Genomic DNA, 15,796 nt, shown 5'->3' with positions numbered 1-15,796 from the left:
CCTATTCCTGACCTGACTTCTGCCTGCTTGCGCACTCCCGTTCGCTTTTCTTCCCTCCTGCAAGCCATGCCCCGGCGGCAGCGCTTGCCGTGGCTGCTGCTGCTGGCGGCGGCCTTGTGCTTCGTGGGAGGCTACCTGGCCAGCCGCTACGGCCAGGCCCCGGCCGTGGTGCAGCGCACCGACGTGGCCCACCTGCAGGACCTGGTACGGGTGGCCGAAACCACCGCCTACCGCGAGGCCGATACCGTAGCCGCGCAACTCCAGCGCGGCCCCTACAGCTTCCAACTGCTACTGCGTGAAACGACCTACCCAACCTGCGTGCTGGAAAACGGCACCCTGAAGTATTGGTCGGATGCCACGCTGCGGCCCGAAGCTGAAACCGCCCCGGCCAACCCCGAGCGGCTGATTGAAACCCCGCTGGGGCATTTTATTCAGCTGCGGCGGCCAGTGGGGCGGTTTCTGATTCTCATGTATCTGCCGCTGGAGCGTCACTACGGCATCAGCAACCGGTATTTGCGTGAGGGCGACGAGCAGGCCCTGTTTCGGGGACTGGAGCTGCAGGTTGTGGCTGATAGCCGCGTTCAGCCCCGGTTCGAATCGGCCAGCGGCGACTACTTGTTTTCCATTCGGCGGTTGCAGCCCAACCCACTTACGGGGCAATATGTGCCGCTAGGGTTGCTGTTGCTGGGTAGCCTGCTGTATGCGGCCGGCTGGCTGCTGCTGGCTTGGCGCTGGTGGCAGCGCCGCCGGAGCCGGCGGGCGGTGGCGGCCCTGGTGCTGCCGCTGCTGCTGTTGCGCGAAGTGCTGCTGTTTCTGGGGTTGCCGTACTCGTTCATCGAGCTGCCGCTGTTCGACCCGCGCGTGTATGCGGCAGCGTGGTGGGCCCCGTCGCTGGGCGACCTGCTGCTCGATGCCCTGCTGGCTTTGCTGGTAGCGGGCGGCGCGGTGGCGCTGTGGCGGCGCTACGACGTACCCAGCCGCTTGCCCGCCCCGGCCCGGCTGCAGGGCCAGTTACTTGCAGCGGCGGCCATTGGCGTTGCCTTCGCGGGCTGGCTGGGGCTGTTGTTTGGCTACTACACCACTGCTTTCGGCAGCTCACAGCTGAGCCTCGACGTGAGCCGCAACGTGCAGCCCAGCAGTTTCTGGGTGGTGCTGGGGCTGGCCGTGCTGCTGCACACCGCCGCCTGGCTGACGGGCTTATTCGGCCTGACGCAGGCGGCTGGGGCGGTGCTGCGCCACGTGCCGCGCCGAGTGCTGCTGTGGGCGCCCCTAGCCGCCGCCCTGCCCATGCTGGGCATCGGGCTGGTGCTGGGCGAGCCGTGGCTGCTGCTGGCGGGCGTGCTGCTGTTGTTCGCAACGCTGGTGCGGGCCGTGAACCTGAAGGCCACGCCCGGGCCAGGCAGCTACCAGGCTTCGGTGCTGGTGGTGCTGTTGCTGGCGCTTACCTCGGCCACGGGTGCGCTGGCGCTGTACGCGCATTTCGAGAAACAACTACTGGTAGATAAGCAGCGCCTGGCTGGCAACCTACTGATTGACAATGATTTCCAGGGGGAATTTCTGCTGAGCGAGCAGATGCGCAAAATTGCAGCCGACCCTTTCGTGCGCCGCTCACTGACGGCCGCTTTCGGCAACCCCGACGCGGTGCGCGAGCGCATTGCCCGGCAGTACCTGAGCGACTATTTCGACAAGTACGAAAGCAATATCACCCTCTACGATGCCCCCGGCGATGCCATTGGCGTAGCTCCGGGCACGCCCAATCTGCTGGCAGCGCGCATCATCACGGCGCGCACGGCTACGGCTACGGGCCAGGCCGGCGTGTTTCTGATGCAATCGGACAACCCGTTTGGGACGCGGCGCTACGTGGCCTATATCACCGTGCCCGGCCAGCGGGTGAATGGTATTGGGCTGCCGCTGGGCGCGGTGCGCGTGGAGCTGTCGCTTAAGAAACTGACTTCGTACAGCGTACTGCCCGAACTGCTGGTCGACCAGAAGTACTTCGAGCCCGGGTTGGCCACCGAGCTCAGCTACGCGGGCTACAACCACGGCCAACTGGTATACAGCGAGGGCGATTTCGACTACGCCAACCGCCTTTCTGCGGACTTGCTGGCCGACCCGCGCCTCTACGCCACCGGCCTCGCGCGCAAGGGCTACCAGCACTTCGGGGTGCACGGCTCGCTCGACCGCACGGTGGTGGTGACGACGGCAACCTACTCGGTGGGCGACTGGCTGGCCAACTTCTCGTTTCAGTTTCTGCTTTCGGCGGGTTTCTGGCTGGTGCTGGGGGCGGTGGGGCTGCTGGTGCGCGACCAGGCTTTGCCGCGCCTCAACTTCAGCACCCGCATTCAGCTGCTGCTGAACGTGGGCATTGTGGTGCCGCTGCTGGTGGTGAGCCTGGCCACGGCCAGCCAGCTCATTGCCTCCTACAAGCGCGATTTGGCCCGTACTTACGAGCGGCGCGGGCAGTTGGCGCTGGAAAGCCTGCGCCGGCAGCGCCATTTGCTGTCTGATAGCACGGCGCGGCCCACGCTGGCGGCGCTGGCCAAGAACGTGGCGGCCCTCACCGAAACCGACCTTAACCTCTACGATGCCCACGGCGAGCTGCTCTCCAGCAGCCAGCCGCTGATTTTCGATGCTGGCCTGCTCGGGCCGCTGCTGAACCCACAGGCGATGGTAGCCCTACGCGAACGCAACCGGCCCCGCGCGCTGCTGACGGAGCGGGCCGGCTCGCTCTCCTTCAACTCGCTGTATCTACCGGTGCGGGCTGGCGCGGGCGAGAAAGTGGTGGCCGATTTGGCCGGCCACGCCATTGGCCGAAGGAGCGGTACTGCTAAACCCAGGTACTCGGTTAAGTCGCCATTTGATGACGATGATGGGTCGTCGGCCGATGAATTGGCTTCGCCTACCGGGCCCATTCTGGGCTACGTAGGCATCCCGTTCTTCGACTCGGAGAAGGCCCTCAATACCAAGCTGACGGAGCTATTTACCACGATTCTGAACATCTTCACGCTGATGTTTTTGATTTTCCTGGGGTTGGCTTACGTGGCGGCGCGGCAGCTTACGTCTCCGCTTACGCTCATCACCGAAAAGCTGACGCAAACTACTCTGACGGGCGAAAACGAGCTGCTCGACTACCGCAGCTCCGACGACGAAATCGGCCTGCTGGTGCGCGAGTACAACACCATGCTCACCAAGCTAGAGGCCAGCAAGCGCGAGCTGGCCGCCCAGGAAAAGGAGGCCGCGTGGCGCGAGATGGCCCGGCAGGTGGCCCACGAAATCAAGAACCCGCTCACGCCGATGAAGCTGAGCCTGCAGTTTCTGCAGAAAGCCATTGCCGAGCGCCGGCCCAATTCGGAGGAGCTAATTGGGCGCATCTCCCAAACGCTCATCACCCAGATTGACGTGCTGAGCGACATTGCCACCAGCTTCAGCACCTTCACCAACCTGCCAGCCATGCGCCCCGAGCGGCTCGACGTGGCCGAGATTCTGCGGCGCTGCGCCGGCCTGCACCAGCCCGATGCCGACGACGGCGCCCTCGACCTGCACCTGCCGCCCGATGCCGAAACCGGCCGCTACACGGTATATGCCGACGAAAGCCTGCTGGTGCGCACCTTCAACAACCTGCTGATAAACGCCCGGCAGGCCGTGCCCGAAGGCCGCGCCCCGCACATCGACGTTTCGCTGGCCTACGTGGGCACCGGCCGCGTGCGCGTGGCCATCCGCGACAATGGGGCGGGCATTCCGGACGACGTGCGCGAAAAGGTTTTCGTGCCCAACTTCACCACCAAGGAAACCGGCTCGGGCATCGGGCTGGCCGTAGCCCGGCGCGGCATCGAGAGCGCAGGCGGTAAAATCTGGTTTGAAACACGGGTAGGAGAGGGCACGGACTTTTTTATTGAGTTGCCGCTGGCGGGGTAGGCGGCGCTGGCAACCAGTCGTCCGGCAGGTCCAACAAATCGTTTGGGAAGTACGGCAAGAATTCCAGCAAGCCGGGCACGGGAGCCGGGCACCAAAGTTTGCCGGTGGTACGTTGTGCGCCTGCCAACCCCGACCTTTACCGCATGATTCGTCGCTTACGTCTGTGCTTCCCCCTGGTGGGCCTGCTCGTGGCGGCGTTGTTGTTGATGAAAACGGAAGTGCGGGCGCAGGTGCGGCCGGCCCCACCGGGCACGACCCCGCCGCCCAGCACCCGCCGCTGCCGCTGGGTGCGGCTGGCGTTGGGGCGCGATACGACCAGTTTCGCGCTGACGGATACGCTCACCATTGTGCCGTCGTCGGTGCTAGCCAACGGGCGTGGGCTGGACTATGACGGCCGCACGGAACGGTACCGCTGGGTGCGGCCGGCCCCGCGCGATAGCAGCGGTACGGCGCGGCCCGATTCGCTGCTGGTGTGCTACCGGGTGCTGCCGCTGCGCCTCACGGCGGCCCGGTTTCGGCGGCCGCGCAGTTTGATGGACAGCCTCGGGTTTCGGCAAGGGGCCATGCGGTTTGAGGATTTCTCGGTGAAGGAACAGATTCTGAACACGCCGGGCATTAGCAAAACGGGGAATTTGTCGCGTGGATTGAGCTTCGGCAACACCCAGAACGTGTTTGTGAATTCGGCTCTGAACCTGCAGCTGGAAGGCCAGTTGGCCGAGAACATCCACCTCACGGCCGCGATTTCGGACCAGAACGTGCCTTTTCAGCCCGAGGGCAACACCCAGCAGCTGCAGCAGTTCGATAAAATCTACCTCACCCTCACCAACCCCATCTGGAACCTGACGGCCGGCGACGTAGTGCTGCGCAACAAGCCCGACTACTTCCTACGCTACTACAAAAACATTCAGGGCGCGGCGGCCGAGGCCAATTTCGGCCCGCCCATCATCGGCCTGGCCGGCTACGGCGCGAGCCAGGGCGTGGCCAACGCCACGTTCCTAAACGGCGTGGCTGGGCAAGTGCCGGGCGGCGGCATTGCCGGGCCCTCGCCGGCCACGCTCAACCCGCCCGCCATCAGCCAGCCCCAACTCACGGACCCTAACCGGCAGGTGCCTGGCGTAGCCCCGCCGCTGTCGCTGGGCGACCAGGCCCCGCTGGCCGGCCGCACCGTAGCAGCCAGTGGCGTGCGCAAGGGGCTGGTGTGGCGCTCGTCCACGTCGGTGGCGGGCGGGGTGGCGAAGGGCAAATTCGCCAGCCTCGACGTGCCGCCGATTGAGAACGTGCAGGGGCCGTACCGCCTGAATGGGCCCAACGGCGAGCAGTTCATCATCGTGCTGGCCAACTCGGAGAAGGTGTACCTCGACGGCCGCCTGCAAACCCGGGGCTTCGATGCCGACTACACCATCGACTACAACCTGGCCGAAGTCACGTTTACGCCGCGCCACCTCATCACGCGCAACTCGCGCATTAAGATTGATTTCGAGTATTCCGACCTCAACTATTCGCGCTCGCTGGTGGCCGCCAGCCACTACCAGCAGCTGGGCCGCCTGAGCGTGCACGGCAATTTCTACCAGGAAGCCGACAACCCCAACAACGCCCTCAACCTGAACCTGAACGATACCACGGTGCTGCGGCGGCTGCGCCGCGCCGGCAACGTGGCCGTGGCCGAAGTAGCGGGCGGCGACTCGGTGGCCTACTCGCGCGCGCAGGTGCTGTACCGGCGCGACCCGCGCACCGGCCAGTTCAACCGGGCCGTGGGGGCTGATACGCTGCGTGGCGTGTACTCGGTGCGCTTTACGGACGTGGGACAGGGCAGCGGCGACTACATTCTTTCGACCGACGTGGCCGACCAAACCAGCAATGGGCGCGTGTATAAGTACGTGGGCACGGGCCAGGGGCGCTACCTGCCGGTGCGCCGCATTCCGACGCCGCTGCTGAAGCAGATGGCCACGGTGGGCGTGAGCCTGCAGGTGGATAGCAGCACGACGGTATTTGTGGATGCAGCCCGCTCGCGGCTCGACCGCAACCGCTTTTCGCCGGTGAGCGACCAGGACGGTGCTTTCCGGGTGGGCTACGTGGTGCAGGACCGCCGCCTGCCCGAGGCCTTGGCGGCCGGTGTGCTGCGCGGCTACCGCCTGCGCTCGACGATGGACTACGAGTATACTGGTAAACGCTTCGCGCCGATTGACCGCTACCGCGACATCGAATTTGACCGCAACTGGAGCAACGTGAGCAACACGGCCAACGTGGGGGCCGCCGCCGTGGCCCGCGAAGACAACATTTTCAACTTCAGCCTGGGCGCCAGCCGCGACCTGAACAACAGCGTGAACTACCGCCTGAGCCGCCGATTCCGGCCCGGCGAGGTGAACGGCGTGCAGCACTGGCTCGATGCCGCCCAGCAGGTGGGCAACCTGCAAATGCGCGGCTCGCTGTTTCTGCTGAACTCGCAGGCCGGGCGCTACAGCTCCAGCTGGGCGCGGGGCGAGGCCACGGGGCGCTACGTAGGCGGCCGCGTGGTGCCTGGCTACGCCTACCGCTTTGACAAAAACCTGGTAAGCTCGACCCGCACCGACACCATCCGCTCGGCCAACTACTTCGATGAGCACGACGTGTTCATCCAGAGCCGCGACTCGGCCCGCACCCAGTTCCGCCTCGACTACACCTATCGGCGCGACCAGACCCCGAACCGCGAGCAGACGCAACTGCAGCGGCGCGGCACCGCCCAAACCTGGCAGGGCACGCTGGCCAGCCGGCTGGGCAAAAACCAGGACGTGCGCGTGCTGGGCACCTACCGCGACCTCGACTCGCTGGGCCTGGCCCGCAACCGCACGGTGCTCGGCCAGCTGTTCTACAACGTGGGCCTGCTGCAAAACCAGGTGCGCTCGGAACTCAACTACAGCGTGGCCACTGGCCGCGAGCTCAAGCGCGACTATTCGTTTCTGGCCGTGCCGGCCGGGCAGGGCACGCACTACTACGCCGGCGACCTCAACAAGAACGGCGCGCAGGACAAAGACGAATTCTTCGAGGCCCAGACGCCCGATGCGCAGTACCGCACCTTCATCAAAGTGTATTTGCCAACCACAGACTACATCACAGCCTACACCAACCGGCTGGCCTACCGCCTCACCACGGCCGCGCCGCGCGGTTGGCGCGAGGCCGGCGGCTGGCGCGCGGTGGCCTCGCGCTTCGCCACGCTCACCAGCATCACCGTCGACCGCCGCACCACCGACCCCTCGGTGTTCAAACGCCTCAGCCCGCTGAGCTTCGATAAGGAAGATGCCCAGTTGCTGGCCTTCAATCAGCTGTTTCGCAACACCCTGTACTTCAACCGCTCGAATCCCATCTTCGGGGCCGAACTCACATTTCAGCAAACCCAGCAGAAAACCCAGCTGGTGCAGGGTTTCGATTTGCGCAACCTCAGCACCCAGAGCCTGCTGCTGCGGCGCACGCTGGCCACCACGTTCACGGGGCGGCTCACGGCCGCGCGCGACATTCGGGAGGCCACCAGCGACTACCTCGTCACGCGCAACTACCGCCTGCTGATTTATACCGTGCAGCCCGAAATCAGCTACCAGCCCACGCCCGCGCTGCGCCTCACGGGCACCTACGCCCACACCCGCAAGCAGAACACCTTCGCCACGCTGCCCACGCTACCAACCCCCACGCCCGCCGAAACCCACCCCGGCATCTTCGACGACCTGGGCCTCGAAGCCCGCCTGAGCCAGGTGAGCAAGCGCACCGTATCGGCCGCCACGCATTACACCCGCGTAAAATTCGATGCCGACCCAGCTGCTCTCAACTCGGTGGTCGCCATCGAAATCCTCAACGCCCTGCGCCCCGGCAGCAACTTCACCTGGAACCTTAACGTGGAACAGCGCCTCAGCAACGGCCTCAACATTACGCTCGCCTACGACGGCCGCAAAGCCAGCAACCTCAACACCGTGCATACTGGCCGCATGCAGGTAGCGGTGCTGTTTTAAGGTGGAGCTCAGACCAGGTGCTCACTTTTTTGCCGAGTGCAGCTGTTGCAGCGCCAACTCCCAGAGGTGCTCGTAGGGAATGATTTCGACCTCGGCAAAAGCCTCGCCGGGGTTGGGCGTGTGGCTCAGGGTTTCGAGGGTGGCGCGCCCGCGTTGGCGGGCCTTGGCGGGGTCGAAACCCGTGTCGGCCAGTCCACGCAGCAGGCGCAGAAACAAGCGACTGCGCGACGAGCTGTCGGCGTGCAAATGCCGTTGCTGGTACTTGCGCAGCCGCTCCAGGCGCACCAATGCTTCGTCGAGGTTGTGCTGGCGCAGATGATGCAGCAGCTGCAACACCAGAATGGCCACGTTCAGCCCGCTCTTGTCGCGGCTTTGCTCGGGCAGCATCAGGGCCCATTTGTTGGGAAGCAGCGCGGCCGCGGGCTGCGCCGGCGGCGCCACAAAATCGGCGTAGCGCCGGTACAAATCCCAGCGCTCCATGTCGGCTGGTCGGAGCTTGGCCACGGCGGGGTTTTGGGCCACCTCCCGCAGCAGCTGTTGCGCGTAATCATATTTTTTGGTGTGCAGGGCCAGCAGCACGTGGTTTTCCTGAAACACAAACCAATTGCCCGACGACGAAGCAAACAGCCGCAGCCCTTCCTGCGCCAGGCGCAGGCCTTTGGCGGCCTGGCGGCCGCGCAAATAGGCCGTAATGCCCGCGAACGTGTTGAAACGCAGGTCGAAGCGGCGGGCATTCAGCTTGCCCTGGCGGTACTGGCGGGCGGCCGCGCCGGTCAGGCGAATGAGTTCGGCAAAGTTGCCCAGCAGTTCCTCGTGCATCAGCCGCAGCCGATAGAGCAGAAAAAAGGTGCTGAACGTGTTGGCCCGTCGGTGCAGCGACTCCAGTTGGCGCAGGCGCTCGGGCATCTGCGGCAGCATTGCCCGGCGGCCTTTCACCGGCCCCGACATCGTCAGCAAAGTGCTGGTGTAGAGACGCTCCGCCTCGTCTTCCAGTTGCTGCACGCTCAGGCTCTTTTGCAGCAGGAGGTCCATTTGGCGGTAAGCGGCCGGCTTGTTCAGCTGCGCGTAAATGGTGCAGAGCTGGCGGGCACTCTGCACCGCGTAGGCCGTGAACTCGCCGGCCTGGGCTTCCGTCAGGCAGCGGCGCAGCAGGCGCTGGCTTAGCACGTAGTCGCCCTCGGTATAGAGCGCGGTGCCTTTGTGCAGCAAATCCAGACACGTCATCTGGTAGCGGCGCGATACCAGGCTGAGCGGGTTGCTGTGGTCGAGAAAGTAGAGGTGGTTGAGCAGCTTGGCCTGCACGCGGCTTTTCAGGCGTTTCAGGGCCACGATGTTGGCCGCCGTGCTCTGGCCGTATAGCGCTTTGGCGGCTTGCACCTGCGTGCGGGCGCCACCCGCCAGCAGCATGTCCACGAGCTGGCTTTCGCGGCTATCCGCCGTCTGGTCGAAATCAATAATCGGAAGAGCCGTTAGTCGGCGGGAGGTCACAATTTGCGCCAGGTTGGCCAGTTCGTTCATGTTGCCGCAACGGTTGTTGGCGAATTACAGGCAGGCCCGTTCTGGACGCGGAACTCCGCAATACTCAGTTTGGAGCCACAAAATTCCTCGCTGATACCTGCCTCTGAATGTCCTTAAAAAGACCATTTTCTGTTCGTTGACAATACTGATGAATCAGCTTTGGCGTTGCTGTGAACAGATTATAGGTGTTAAATATTGCGTTCTGGTCCGGTTAGATGGCCAAATTCGTTGTCCTCAAAATGGCCAATCCTTCCTTTTTATTCGTTGCAGGACAAACTAAATTTGTAAAAAAATACCTCATTATCAATTATTTAAATAAGGATAACGTATTGCTGCATCTTGTTCTCAAGGTGCTACTAAAATATTCAAAATACCTGCTGCCAGCCCGGCTATTATCTGCGCCAGCACGCTACCAATACCGTCCAGCCGGCCGGCGCCACGCCTTGGTAATCACCTTTTTTCTGCCTTTCCGTTCGCTTTTCCTTCTTTTCCACATCAAGGTATCGGGTTGTTACCCCAGCCCGATACTTGCTTTGTCCATCTGCCAGTAATACAAGCATCTACCATTGCTTGTCGGACAAAAAATACAAGAGCCTGCGTCATTTTGGCGCAGGCTCTTGTGTTTCGGGGCAATTAGCAAATGATGACTTAGGCAACCCGGGCCCGCGCTGCCTGCTTGGCCGCCCGGGCCGCCAGCCCGGCCGTGAGCTCGCGCTGCTTGTAGCACAGCGGCAGCGCCGTGCCCGAGCGGAAGGCGCGTACCGTGATTTCGGCGCAGGCGCGGGCGTCGCTCAGCGCATCGTGGTGGCTGAGCGGGATGCCGAACTGCCCGGCTACGTGGTCGAGCTTGTGGCGCTCGAAATGAGGCCAGCACAGCTTGGCCAGCTTCACCGAGCACAGCGCATGAAAGGCGGGAACGGGCAGGCCGAAATCGCGGCAGCTGTATTCGAGCACGCTCACATCGAAGGCCGAGTTGTGGGCCACCACGGGCTGCTGGTGCAGGTAGGGCAGCAGCTGGGGCCACACGTCGGCCAGGGTGGGGGCGTGGTGCAGCTCGGCTTCCGAAATGCCGTGTACCTGCTGGTTGCGCCAGTCTACGCGCAGCACGCGGGGGCGCAGCAGCGTGGCGTAAGTTTCCACAATCTGGCCGCCGCGCACCCGCACCACACCCACGGCGCAGGCACTGGCCCGGTGCTCGTTGGCGGTTTCGAAGTCGATGGCCGAGAAGTCGAGGCGGGCCAGGGCGCGGGAAATTTCTGCTTGCATAACCGGCAAGTTAGCCGCCGTTGGGCCGTATTGGTACCACGGGGCTCGTTAAGGCGCAGTGGGCAGCGGTGGAGCAGTTGGGTCGCAGCACACGTCGGGCACCTCAAAGTAGTTTTCCATCACGCCGTTGATGTTGCCTTCGCAGCCGGTCGTCAGGTCGATGTCAAACTCAATGTCGGAGCTGAACCGACTAAGCGGAATCAGCACATGGCCGTAGGGCAAGCGCAGGGGAGGCAGCGTAATCTTGGGCGCGCCGATGCGGTGGGCAGCGCGTAGCGCGGCGAAGCGGGCCTGCATCTGGGCATCGAAGGGAGCAGCGCTGGTCGTCAGCTCGCGCCAGGCCTGGGGCACGTGGCCGGCAGCCAGCAGCCCCAGCATTGGCAGGAGCAGCAGCAACTCGCGAATCAGGCTGTTCTTTCGTAACGGCGGCTGTGGCGGTGCGATTGACTCTGCGGCGACTCTGCCAAAGTGCCGCCCTGCGAGCCAGCCCAGCCCGGCCGTCGAGCCCAGCAGCACCAGCAGAATCTCATTTTGCGCCCGCGTCAGCGGTGCACCCACTATCAGGTAGCGAAAAAGTAGGAAGCCGAGAAAATTGAGCGCCGCGTAGGCCAGCAGCAGCGCCAGCCACTGCGGCCGGGCGAGCGGGCGCAGGGCCGGGCCGGCTGCCCGGGCCTGCCGCCCGGCCCACCAGCCCACAGCGGCGGCAGCCAGCGTGCTTAGCCCGTTCAGCGGTTTCAGCAGAAACAACGTCATCGACAAAACCGACCGCGGAATGAGCACCAGCCAGCGGTAGTCATAATACGGGTCGGAAAGTGGAGCCATGGCGGTGGCGCGGACCCAGTTGCCGGGCGCGGTGGCCGCTACAGTGATGGCCAGTGCTGCGATGAGCAGCCACGCTGCCAGTGCCGGCCGCGCCGCGCGGGGTAGCGCTACGGCCAGCAGCGCCAGCACCGGCAGGGCCTGCACCAGGGTCAGTTCGTTGCCCGTCAGGGCCAGCCCCAGCGGCAGGCAGGCCCACAGGGCGGCCCGGCGGCGCCCGGCCGCCGGGCCCCAGCCCGCGCGCAGTGCCAGCGCCGTGAAATTCAGCAAGGCAATGAGCGTGAGCTGATACACCAGCGCGCCTGCAAACCAGTACAGAAACGAAAACGGCGCGGGCGCCGCGTTGCAGAACAGCGCCAGCAGCAGCCCGGCTGCCCAAAAGGCCTGGCCCCGCGCGTAGCTAACCCCCAGGGGCGGCCAACGCAACGCCCGCAGCAAATGCATCAGGCTGGCCCAGAGCCCCAGGAGCATGCTGGCCGCTACCACTTTCACGCCGCCCAGCCAGCCGTAGGCCACGGGGTTCAGCACCGTCATCAGAAACGTGGTGGTGAAGCGTCCGCTCCAGGTGCGGAACAGCCAGACCTGCACGCCCCAGGTGCCGTGGGCCCGCATCCAGGTGCCGTTGCGAAAGTCGTCGAAAAACGGCTGGTTGAACGCGCACAGCAGCAGAAACGGAGCCAGGGCCAGAACGATGCCCAGGCGCGGGATAAGTAACCGAAGAGGGGAAGTAGTAGGCAACACAAATGGAGCGGTTGAGCCGCAAAGATGCGCTGCTACAGCCCAGCCAGCTTGCGGGCTGCCTTCACCACTGCCAGCTCGGCCTGGCCGGCGGGGGCCTGCGCGGCATCAAGGGTGGCGCGGGTGGCGGCCAGCCAGGCGGCGCTCGGGGCCTGCCCGGCTTGCAGCTGCGTGAGGCGGGCGAGTACCACGCCCGCCACGCCGGCCAGCCGGGCCGAGAGTGGGGCATATTCCGTCAGGCTGGGGTTGGCGGCCATCAACGGCTGCAGCAGCACGTCGTTGGCCTGCCAGCGCAGGGCTTGGGCGCGCAGCAGCGCCACCTGGCGCGGGGCCGGCGGCAGAAAGCCGGGCGCACCGGGCCGCACCGTCACCACGCTGTCGACCAGCACCGCAAAGCGGCGAGCCACTTCCGATTCGGCCGGCGCGGCGTCAGCCAGCCGGTTCAGCGGCGTGGCCGTGGTGTAGTCGAAGCCCTGGAAATGGCGCTTGTACTCCTTCACCGGCTCAAGTACTTCGGTCAAAGTGCGCAGCGGGGCCACGCTGCCCGTGCCGGCCAGCTGCTTCAGCAACAGCTCGGGCACGCGGCGGTGGCGCAGGCCCAGCGTTTCGAGTTGCGCGGAGAGGACATTAAGCCGCCGGTACATATCGGCCACGCTTTGGGTGGCGGGCTGCGGCGACCACAGCCGCTCGGCCACGGCCCCCGCCCGGGGCCAGATGCGCGAGTCGAGCACCGTGGAGTCGGCAAATTCGGCCCACATCGCGGCCTCGCCGCCCAGCACCAGTTTCTGCTCGGCGGGCGTGAGGGGCGTATCGGGTGGCAGCGGGTCGGTGAGGTAGGAACTGGCCGCGGTCAGGTTCAAATCTAGGTAATAGCCGCTCGAAAGCAGCGCCGGGTGGCCCAGCTTGACGGCATCATTGAGGCCCTTTTTGCCGCGCCAGCTCTGGATGATGACTTCTTTCGGCAGGTCGGGGCCGAGGATTTCGTCCCAGCCCAGCATGGTTTTGCCGTGCTGTTGCAGCAGGGCCAGCACGCGGCGGTTGAAATAGGTTTGCAGCTGGTGCTTGTCGACGGTTTTGCCGTCGGCCTTCGTCATGTTGTGGGCCTGCATCCAGGCCACAATGCGCGGGGTGCGCCGCCAATTGCGGCCGTCGTTTTCGTCGCCGCCGGCGTGGAAGTAGGGGTCCGGAAACAGCGCCGTCATCTCCGTCAGCAGCGAATCGATGAAGGTGTAGGTGGTTTCGCGGGTGGGGTCGATGGCCACGTTGGTGGTGCGCCACTTCGTGTAAGGCGCGTACACCGAGTCGTTGGAGGCCAGGCGCGGGTAGGCCACAATCCAGCTGGTGGTGTGGCTGGGCATATCGAACTCGGGCACCACCCGAATGCCGCGCGCCGCCGCGTAGGCCAGTACCTCGCGCACCTCGGCCTGGGTATAAAACAGCCCGTCGGTGCTGCCCACCGTCTGCAAGCGCGGAAAAACCTTGCTTTCGATGCGGAAACCCTGGTCGTCGGTGAGGTGCCAGTGCAGCACGTTCAGCTTCACGGCCGCCATGCCGTCGAGGTTGCGCTTGATAACGGCCACGGGCATGAAGTGCCGGGCCGCATCGATGAGCAGCCCGCGCCAGGCAAAACGCGGCTGGTCCTGGATGTCGACTTCGGGCAGGTAGCGGCCTTTCTTGTCGGGGCGCGGCAGCTGTTCCAGCGTGGCCAGCGCCCGCAGCACGCCCAGGCTAGTGGGCGCGTCGATGCTCACGCCCATCGGCGTCACGCGTAGCGAATACCGCTCCTCGTCAAACTTCTCGGGCCGGCCCACCCGCCCGTAGCGAACTTGCAGCGTGGCGGTGCCAACCGTTTTCGTGGCCGGCGACAGGCGGCCAATGGTGCGGCCCACCGCGCCCGCCACCGCCGCATCGACGGATGCGGGCAGCAGCGGCTTCAGGGCGGCTTTCAGCGGCAGGCGGCCCTGGCCGTAGCGGGCTTCGGCGGGCAGCGGCAGCAGGGTGGGCGCCGTTTGGGCCATTGCCGGGCGCGTCAGCAGCCCCAGTAGTAGCCCCAGTGCCAGCCATTTTCCCCATTTCTGCGCTCCATCAGCTTTTCGCATGGTATTCAGTCAAAATTGATTTCCCACGGCCGCCTACAAAATGTCGTCCACAACCAAAGGGCAACGGGCACAAAATCCGGGAAGTCCGCTAAAATCCAAGCTAATCCGGGGGCTATATGAGGCCGCGGGCTTTGAATTCCAGGTACTTGTTGATGGTGTTCGCCGTCAAATCCTTGGGCGCGGTGAGCAGCGAATAAATGCCGTAGCGCTGCAGCTCCAGCACAATCTGGCGCTTTTCCTGGGCAAATTTCTCGGCGATGGTTTGGTTATACACGTCTTCCGTGGTGTCGGCCGGTGCTTCGAGAAAGGTGCGTAGCTCGGTGTTTTCGAAGAACACCACCAATAGCAGGTGGTCTTTGGCCAGGCGGCGCAGGTAGGGCAGCTGGCGTTGCATGCTGTGCAGCGTCTCGAAATTGGTGAACAGAATCAGCAGGCTGCGCTGCTTGATTTTGGCCCGCACCGTGGCGTACAGCAGCTCGAAATCGGTTTCGAGGTACTTGGTTTTCTGGCGGTAGAGGATTTCGAGCAGCTTCAGCAGGTGGCCGGGCCGGCGGTCGGCGGCCAGCGCGGCCCCGGGCTGGTTCGAGAACGTGAGCAGGCCGGCTTTGTCGTGCTTGAGCAAGGCAATGTTGCTGACCACCAGCGTGGCATTGATGGCATAGTCGAGCAGGCTCAGCCCGTCGAACGGCATCCGCATCACGCGGCCCTTGTCAATCAGGCAGTACACCTGCTGGGCGCGCTCGTCCTGGAAGTGGTTCACCACCAGGGCGTCATCGGCCCCGGTGCCGGCCCGGCGAGCGGTGGCTTTCCAGTTCATGCTGCGCGGGTCGTCGCCGGGCACGTAGGGCCGGATTTGCTCGAACTCCATGCTGTGGCCCACGCGCCGGATGCGCTTCACGCCCACCTCCGTCAGGCGGTTGTGAATGGCCAGCAGCTCATACTGCCGCATCTGCAGAAACGACGGGTACACCGGCACCACCTTGCCCTGCTCGTAGCGAAACCGCCGCCGCACCAGCCCCAGCGGCGACGCGGCGTAGATATTCAGCGCCCCAAACTCGTACTCGCCGCGCTTGGTGGGCCGTAGCTGGTAGTCGATAATCTGCGTCTCGCCAGGTTTTATGCCCGTTTTGAACAGCACATCGCGTCGCTGAAACTGGTGCGGAATCTCGTCAATTGTCTCGGTCTGGATGGGAAACCGGTAGCGGTTTTCAAGATAAATCCTCACATCGTTGTCCGAGCCGTTGGCCAGCTTCTCGCCCAGTACCCGCCGGCCAAACACTGGCGCAGTCTGGCCCTTGGCGGGCGCGTAGAGCAGCAGCGCATCGAGCAGCGTCAGCACCACGAACAGGCCGAGGGTGATTTTCATCGGCCCCAGCAGCCAGGGCAGGAAAAAGGCCACCACGAAGCCGGTGGCAATGGCGGCCAGGGCTTGGAAGAAGCGGGAAGTGAGGAAGAGAGTCATGA

8 protein-coding genes are annotated in these 15,796 nt (G+C 64.6%); 3 read left to right on the top strand and 5 right to left on the bottom strand.

The genetic code is table 11. From position 1 onward, the window contains the following. Positions 1–27 precede the first annotated feature (27 nt). Positions 28–3,915: a sensor histidine kinase gene (locus MON38_RS03515; RefSeq protein ID WP_241934744.1), complete on the top strand. Its 3,888-nt coding sequence runs from the start codon at positions 28–30 to the stop codon at positions 3,913–3,915. A gap of 143 nt (positions 3,916–4,058) precedes the next feature. Beyond that, positions 4,059–7,892 (top strand): hypothetical protein, encoded by a 3,834-nt coding sequence (locus MON38_RS03510; RefSeq protein WP_241934743.1) that lies wholly within the window; start codon positions 4,059–4,061, stop codon positions 7,890–7,892. 21 nt (positions 7,893–7,913) lie between these two features. Here the strand turns inward: MON38_RS03510 and MON38_RS03505 are convergent, their stop codons facing one another. Beyond that, the gene (locus tag MON38_RS03505; RefSeq protein WP_241934742.1) at positions 7,914–9,410 is read right to left on the bottom strand and encodes a hypothetical protein; all 1,497 of its coding nucleotides are present in this window, start codon (positions 9,408–9,410) and stop codon (positions 7,914–7,916) included. Between the two features lie 239 nt (positions 9,411–9,649). Between MON38_RS03505 and MON38_RS03500 the strand changes: the two genes are divergently transcribed. Further along, positions 9,650–9,961: a hypothetical protein gene (locus MON38_RS03500; protein WP_241934741.1), complete on the top strand. Its 312-nt coding sequence runs from the start codon at positions 9,650–9,652 to the stop codon at positions 9,959–9,961. A gap of 97 nt (positions 9,962–10,058) precedes the next feature. Here the strand turns inward: MON38_RS03500 and MON38_RS03495 are convergent, their stop codons facing one another. The 4 genes from MON38_RS03495 to MON38_RS03480 all read right to left on the bottom strand — a co-directional run bounded on the left by MON38_RS03495 (position 10,059) and on the right by MON38_RS03480 (position 15,794). After that, a complete protein-coding gene (locus MON38_RS03495; protein WP_241934740.1) occupies positions 10,059–10,676 on the bottom strand; it encodes a 3'-5' exonuclease in 618 nt (205 codons plus the stop codon). 48 nt (positions 10,677–10,724) lie between these two features. Continuing rightward, a complete protein-coding gene (locus MON38_RS03490) occupies positions 10,725–12,236 on the bottom strand; it encodes a hypothetical protein (RefSeq protein WP_241934739.1) in 1,512 nt (503 codons plus the stop codon). Positions 12,237–12,268: 32 nt separating this feature from the next. Then, positions 12,269–14,332: a beta-N-acetylhexosaminidase gene (locus MON38_RS03485; protein ID WP_241934738.1), complete on the bottom strand. Its 2,064-nt coding sequence runs from the start codon at positions 14,330–14,332 to the stop codon at positions 12,269–12,271. A gap of 112 nt (positions 14,333–14,444) precedes the next feature. Then, complete coding sequence (locus tag MON38_RS03480; RefSeq protein WP_241934737.1) at positions 14,445–15,794, bottom strand: DUF58 domain-containing protein; 1,350 nt, start codon at positions 15,792–15,794, stop codon at positions 14,445–14,447. Positions 15,795–15,796 lie beyond the last annotated feature (2 nt).

Source organism: Hymenobacter cyanobacteriorum (assembly GCF_022631375.1).
Lineage (GTDB): Bacteria > Bacteroidota > Bacteroidia > Cytophagales > Hymenobacteraceae > Hymenobacter > Hymenobacter cyanobacteriorum.
The sequence above is the reverse complement of the archived record's forward strand: the minus strand, read 5'-3'. Positions and strand labels throughout refer to the sequence as shown.

What these genes read in the sequence shown, in the direction of transcription:
- MON38_RS03510 (WP_241934743.1), top strand. Translation starts at nt 4,059, where the DNA reads ATGATTCGTCGCTTACGTCTGTGCTTCCCCCTGGTGGGCCTGCTCGTG.
- MON38_RS03505 (WP_241934742.1), bottom strand. Translation starts at nt 9,410, where the DNA reads ATGAACGAACTGGCCAACCTGGCGCAAATTGTGACCTCCCGCCGACTA.
- MON38_RS03500 (WP_241934741.1), top strand. Translation starts at nt 9,650, where the DNA reads ATGGCCAATCCTTCCTTTTTATTCGTTGCAGGACAAACTAAATTTGTA.
- MON38_RS03495 (WP_241934740.1), bottom strand. Translation starts at nt 10,676, where the DNA reads ATGCAAGCAGAAATTTCCCGCGCCCTGGCCCGCCTCGACTTCTCGGCC.
- MON38_RS03485 (WP_241934738.1), bottom strand. Translation starts at nt 14,332, where the DNA reads ATGCGAAAAGCTGATGGAGCGCAGAAATGGGGAAAATGGCTGGCACTG.
- MON38_RS03480 (WP_241934737.1), bottom strand. Translation starts at nt 15,794, where the DNA reads ATGACTCTCTTCCTCACTTCCCGCTTCTTCCAAGCCCTGGCCGCCATT.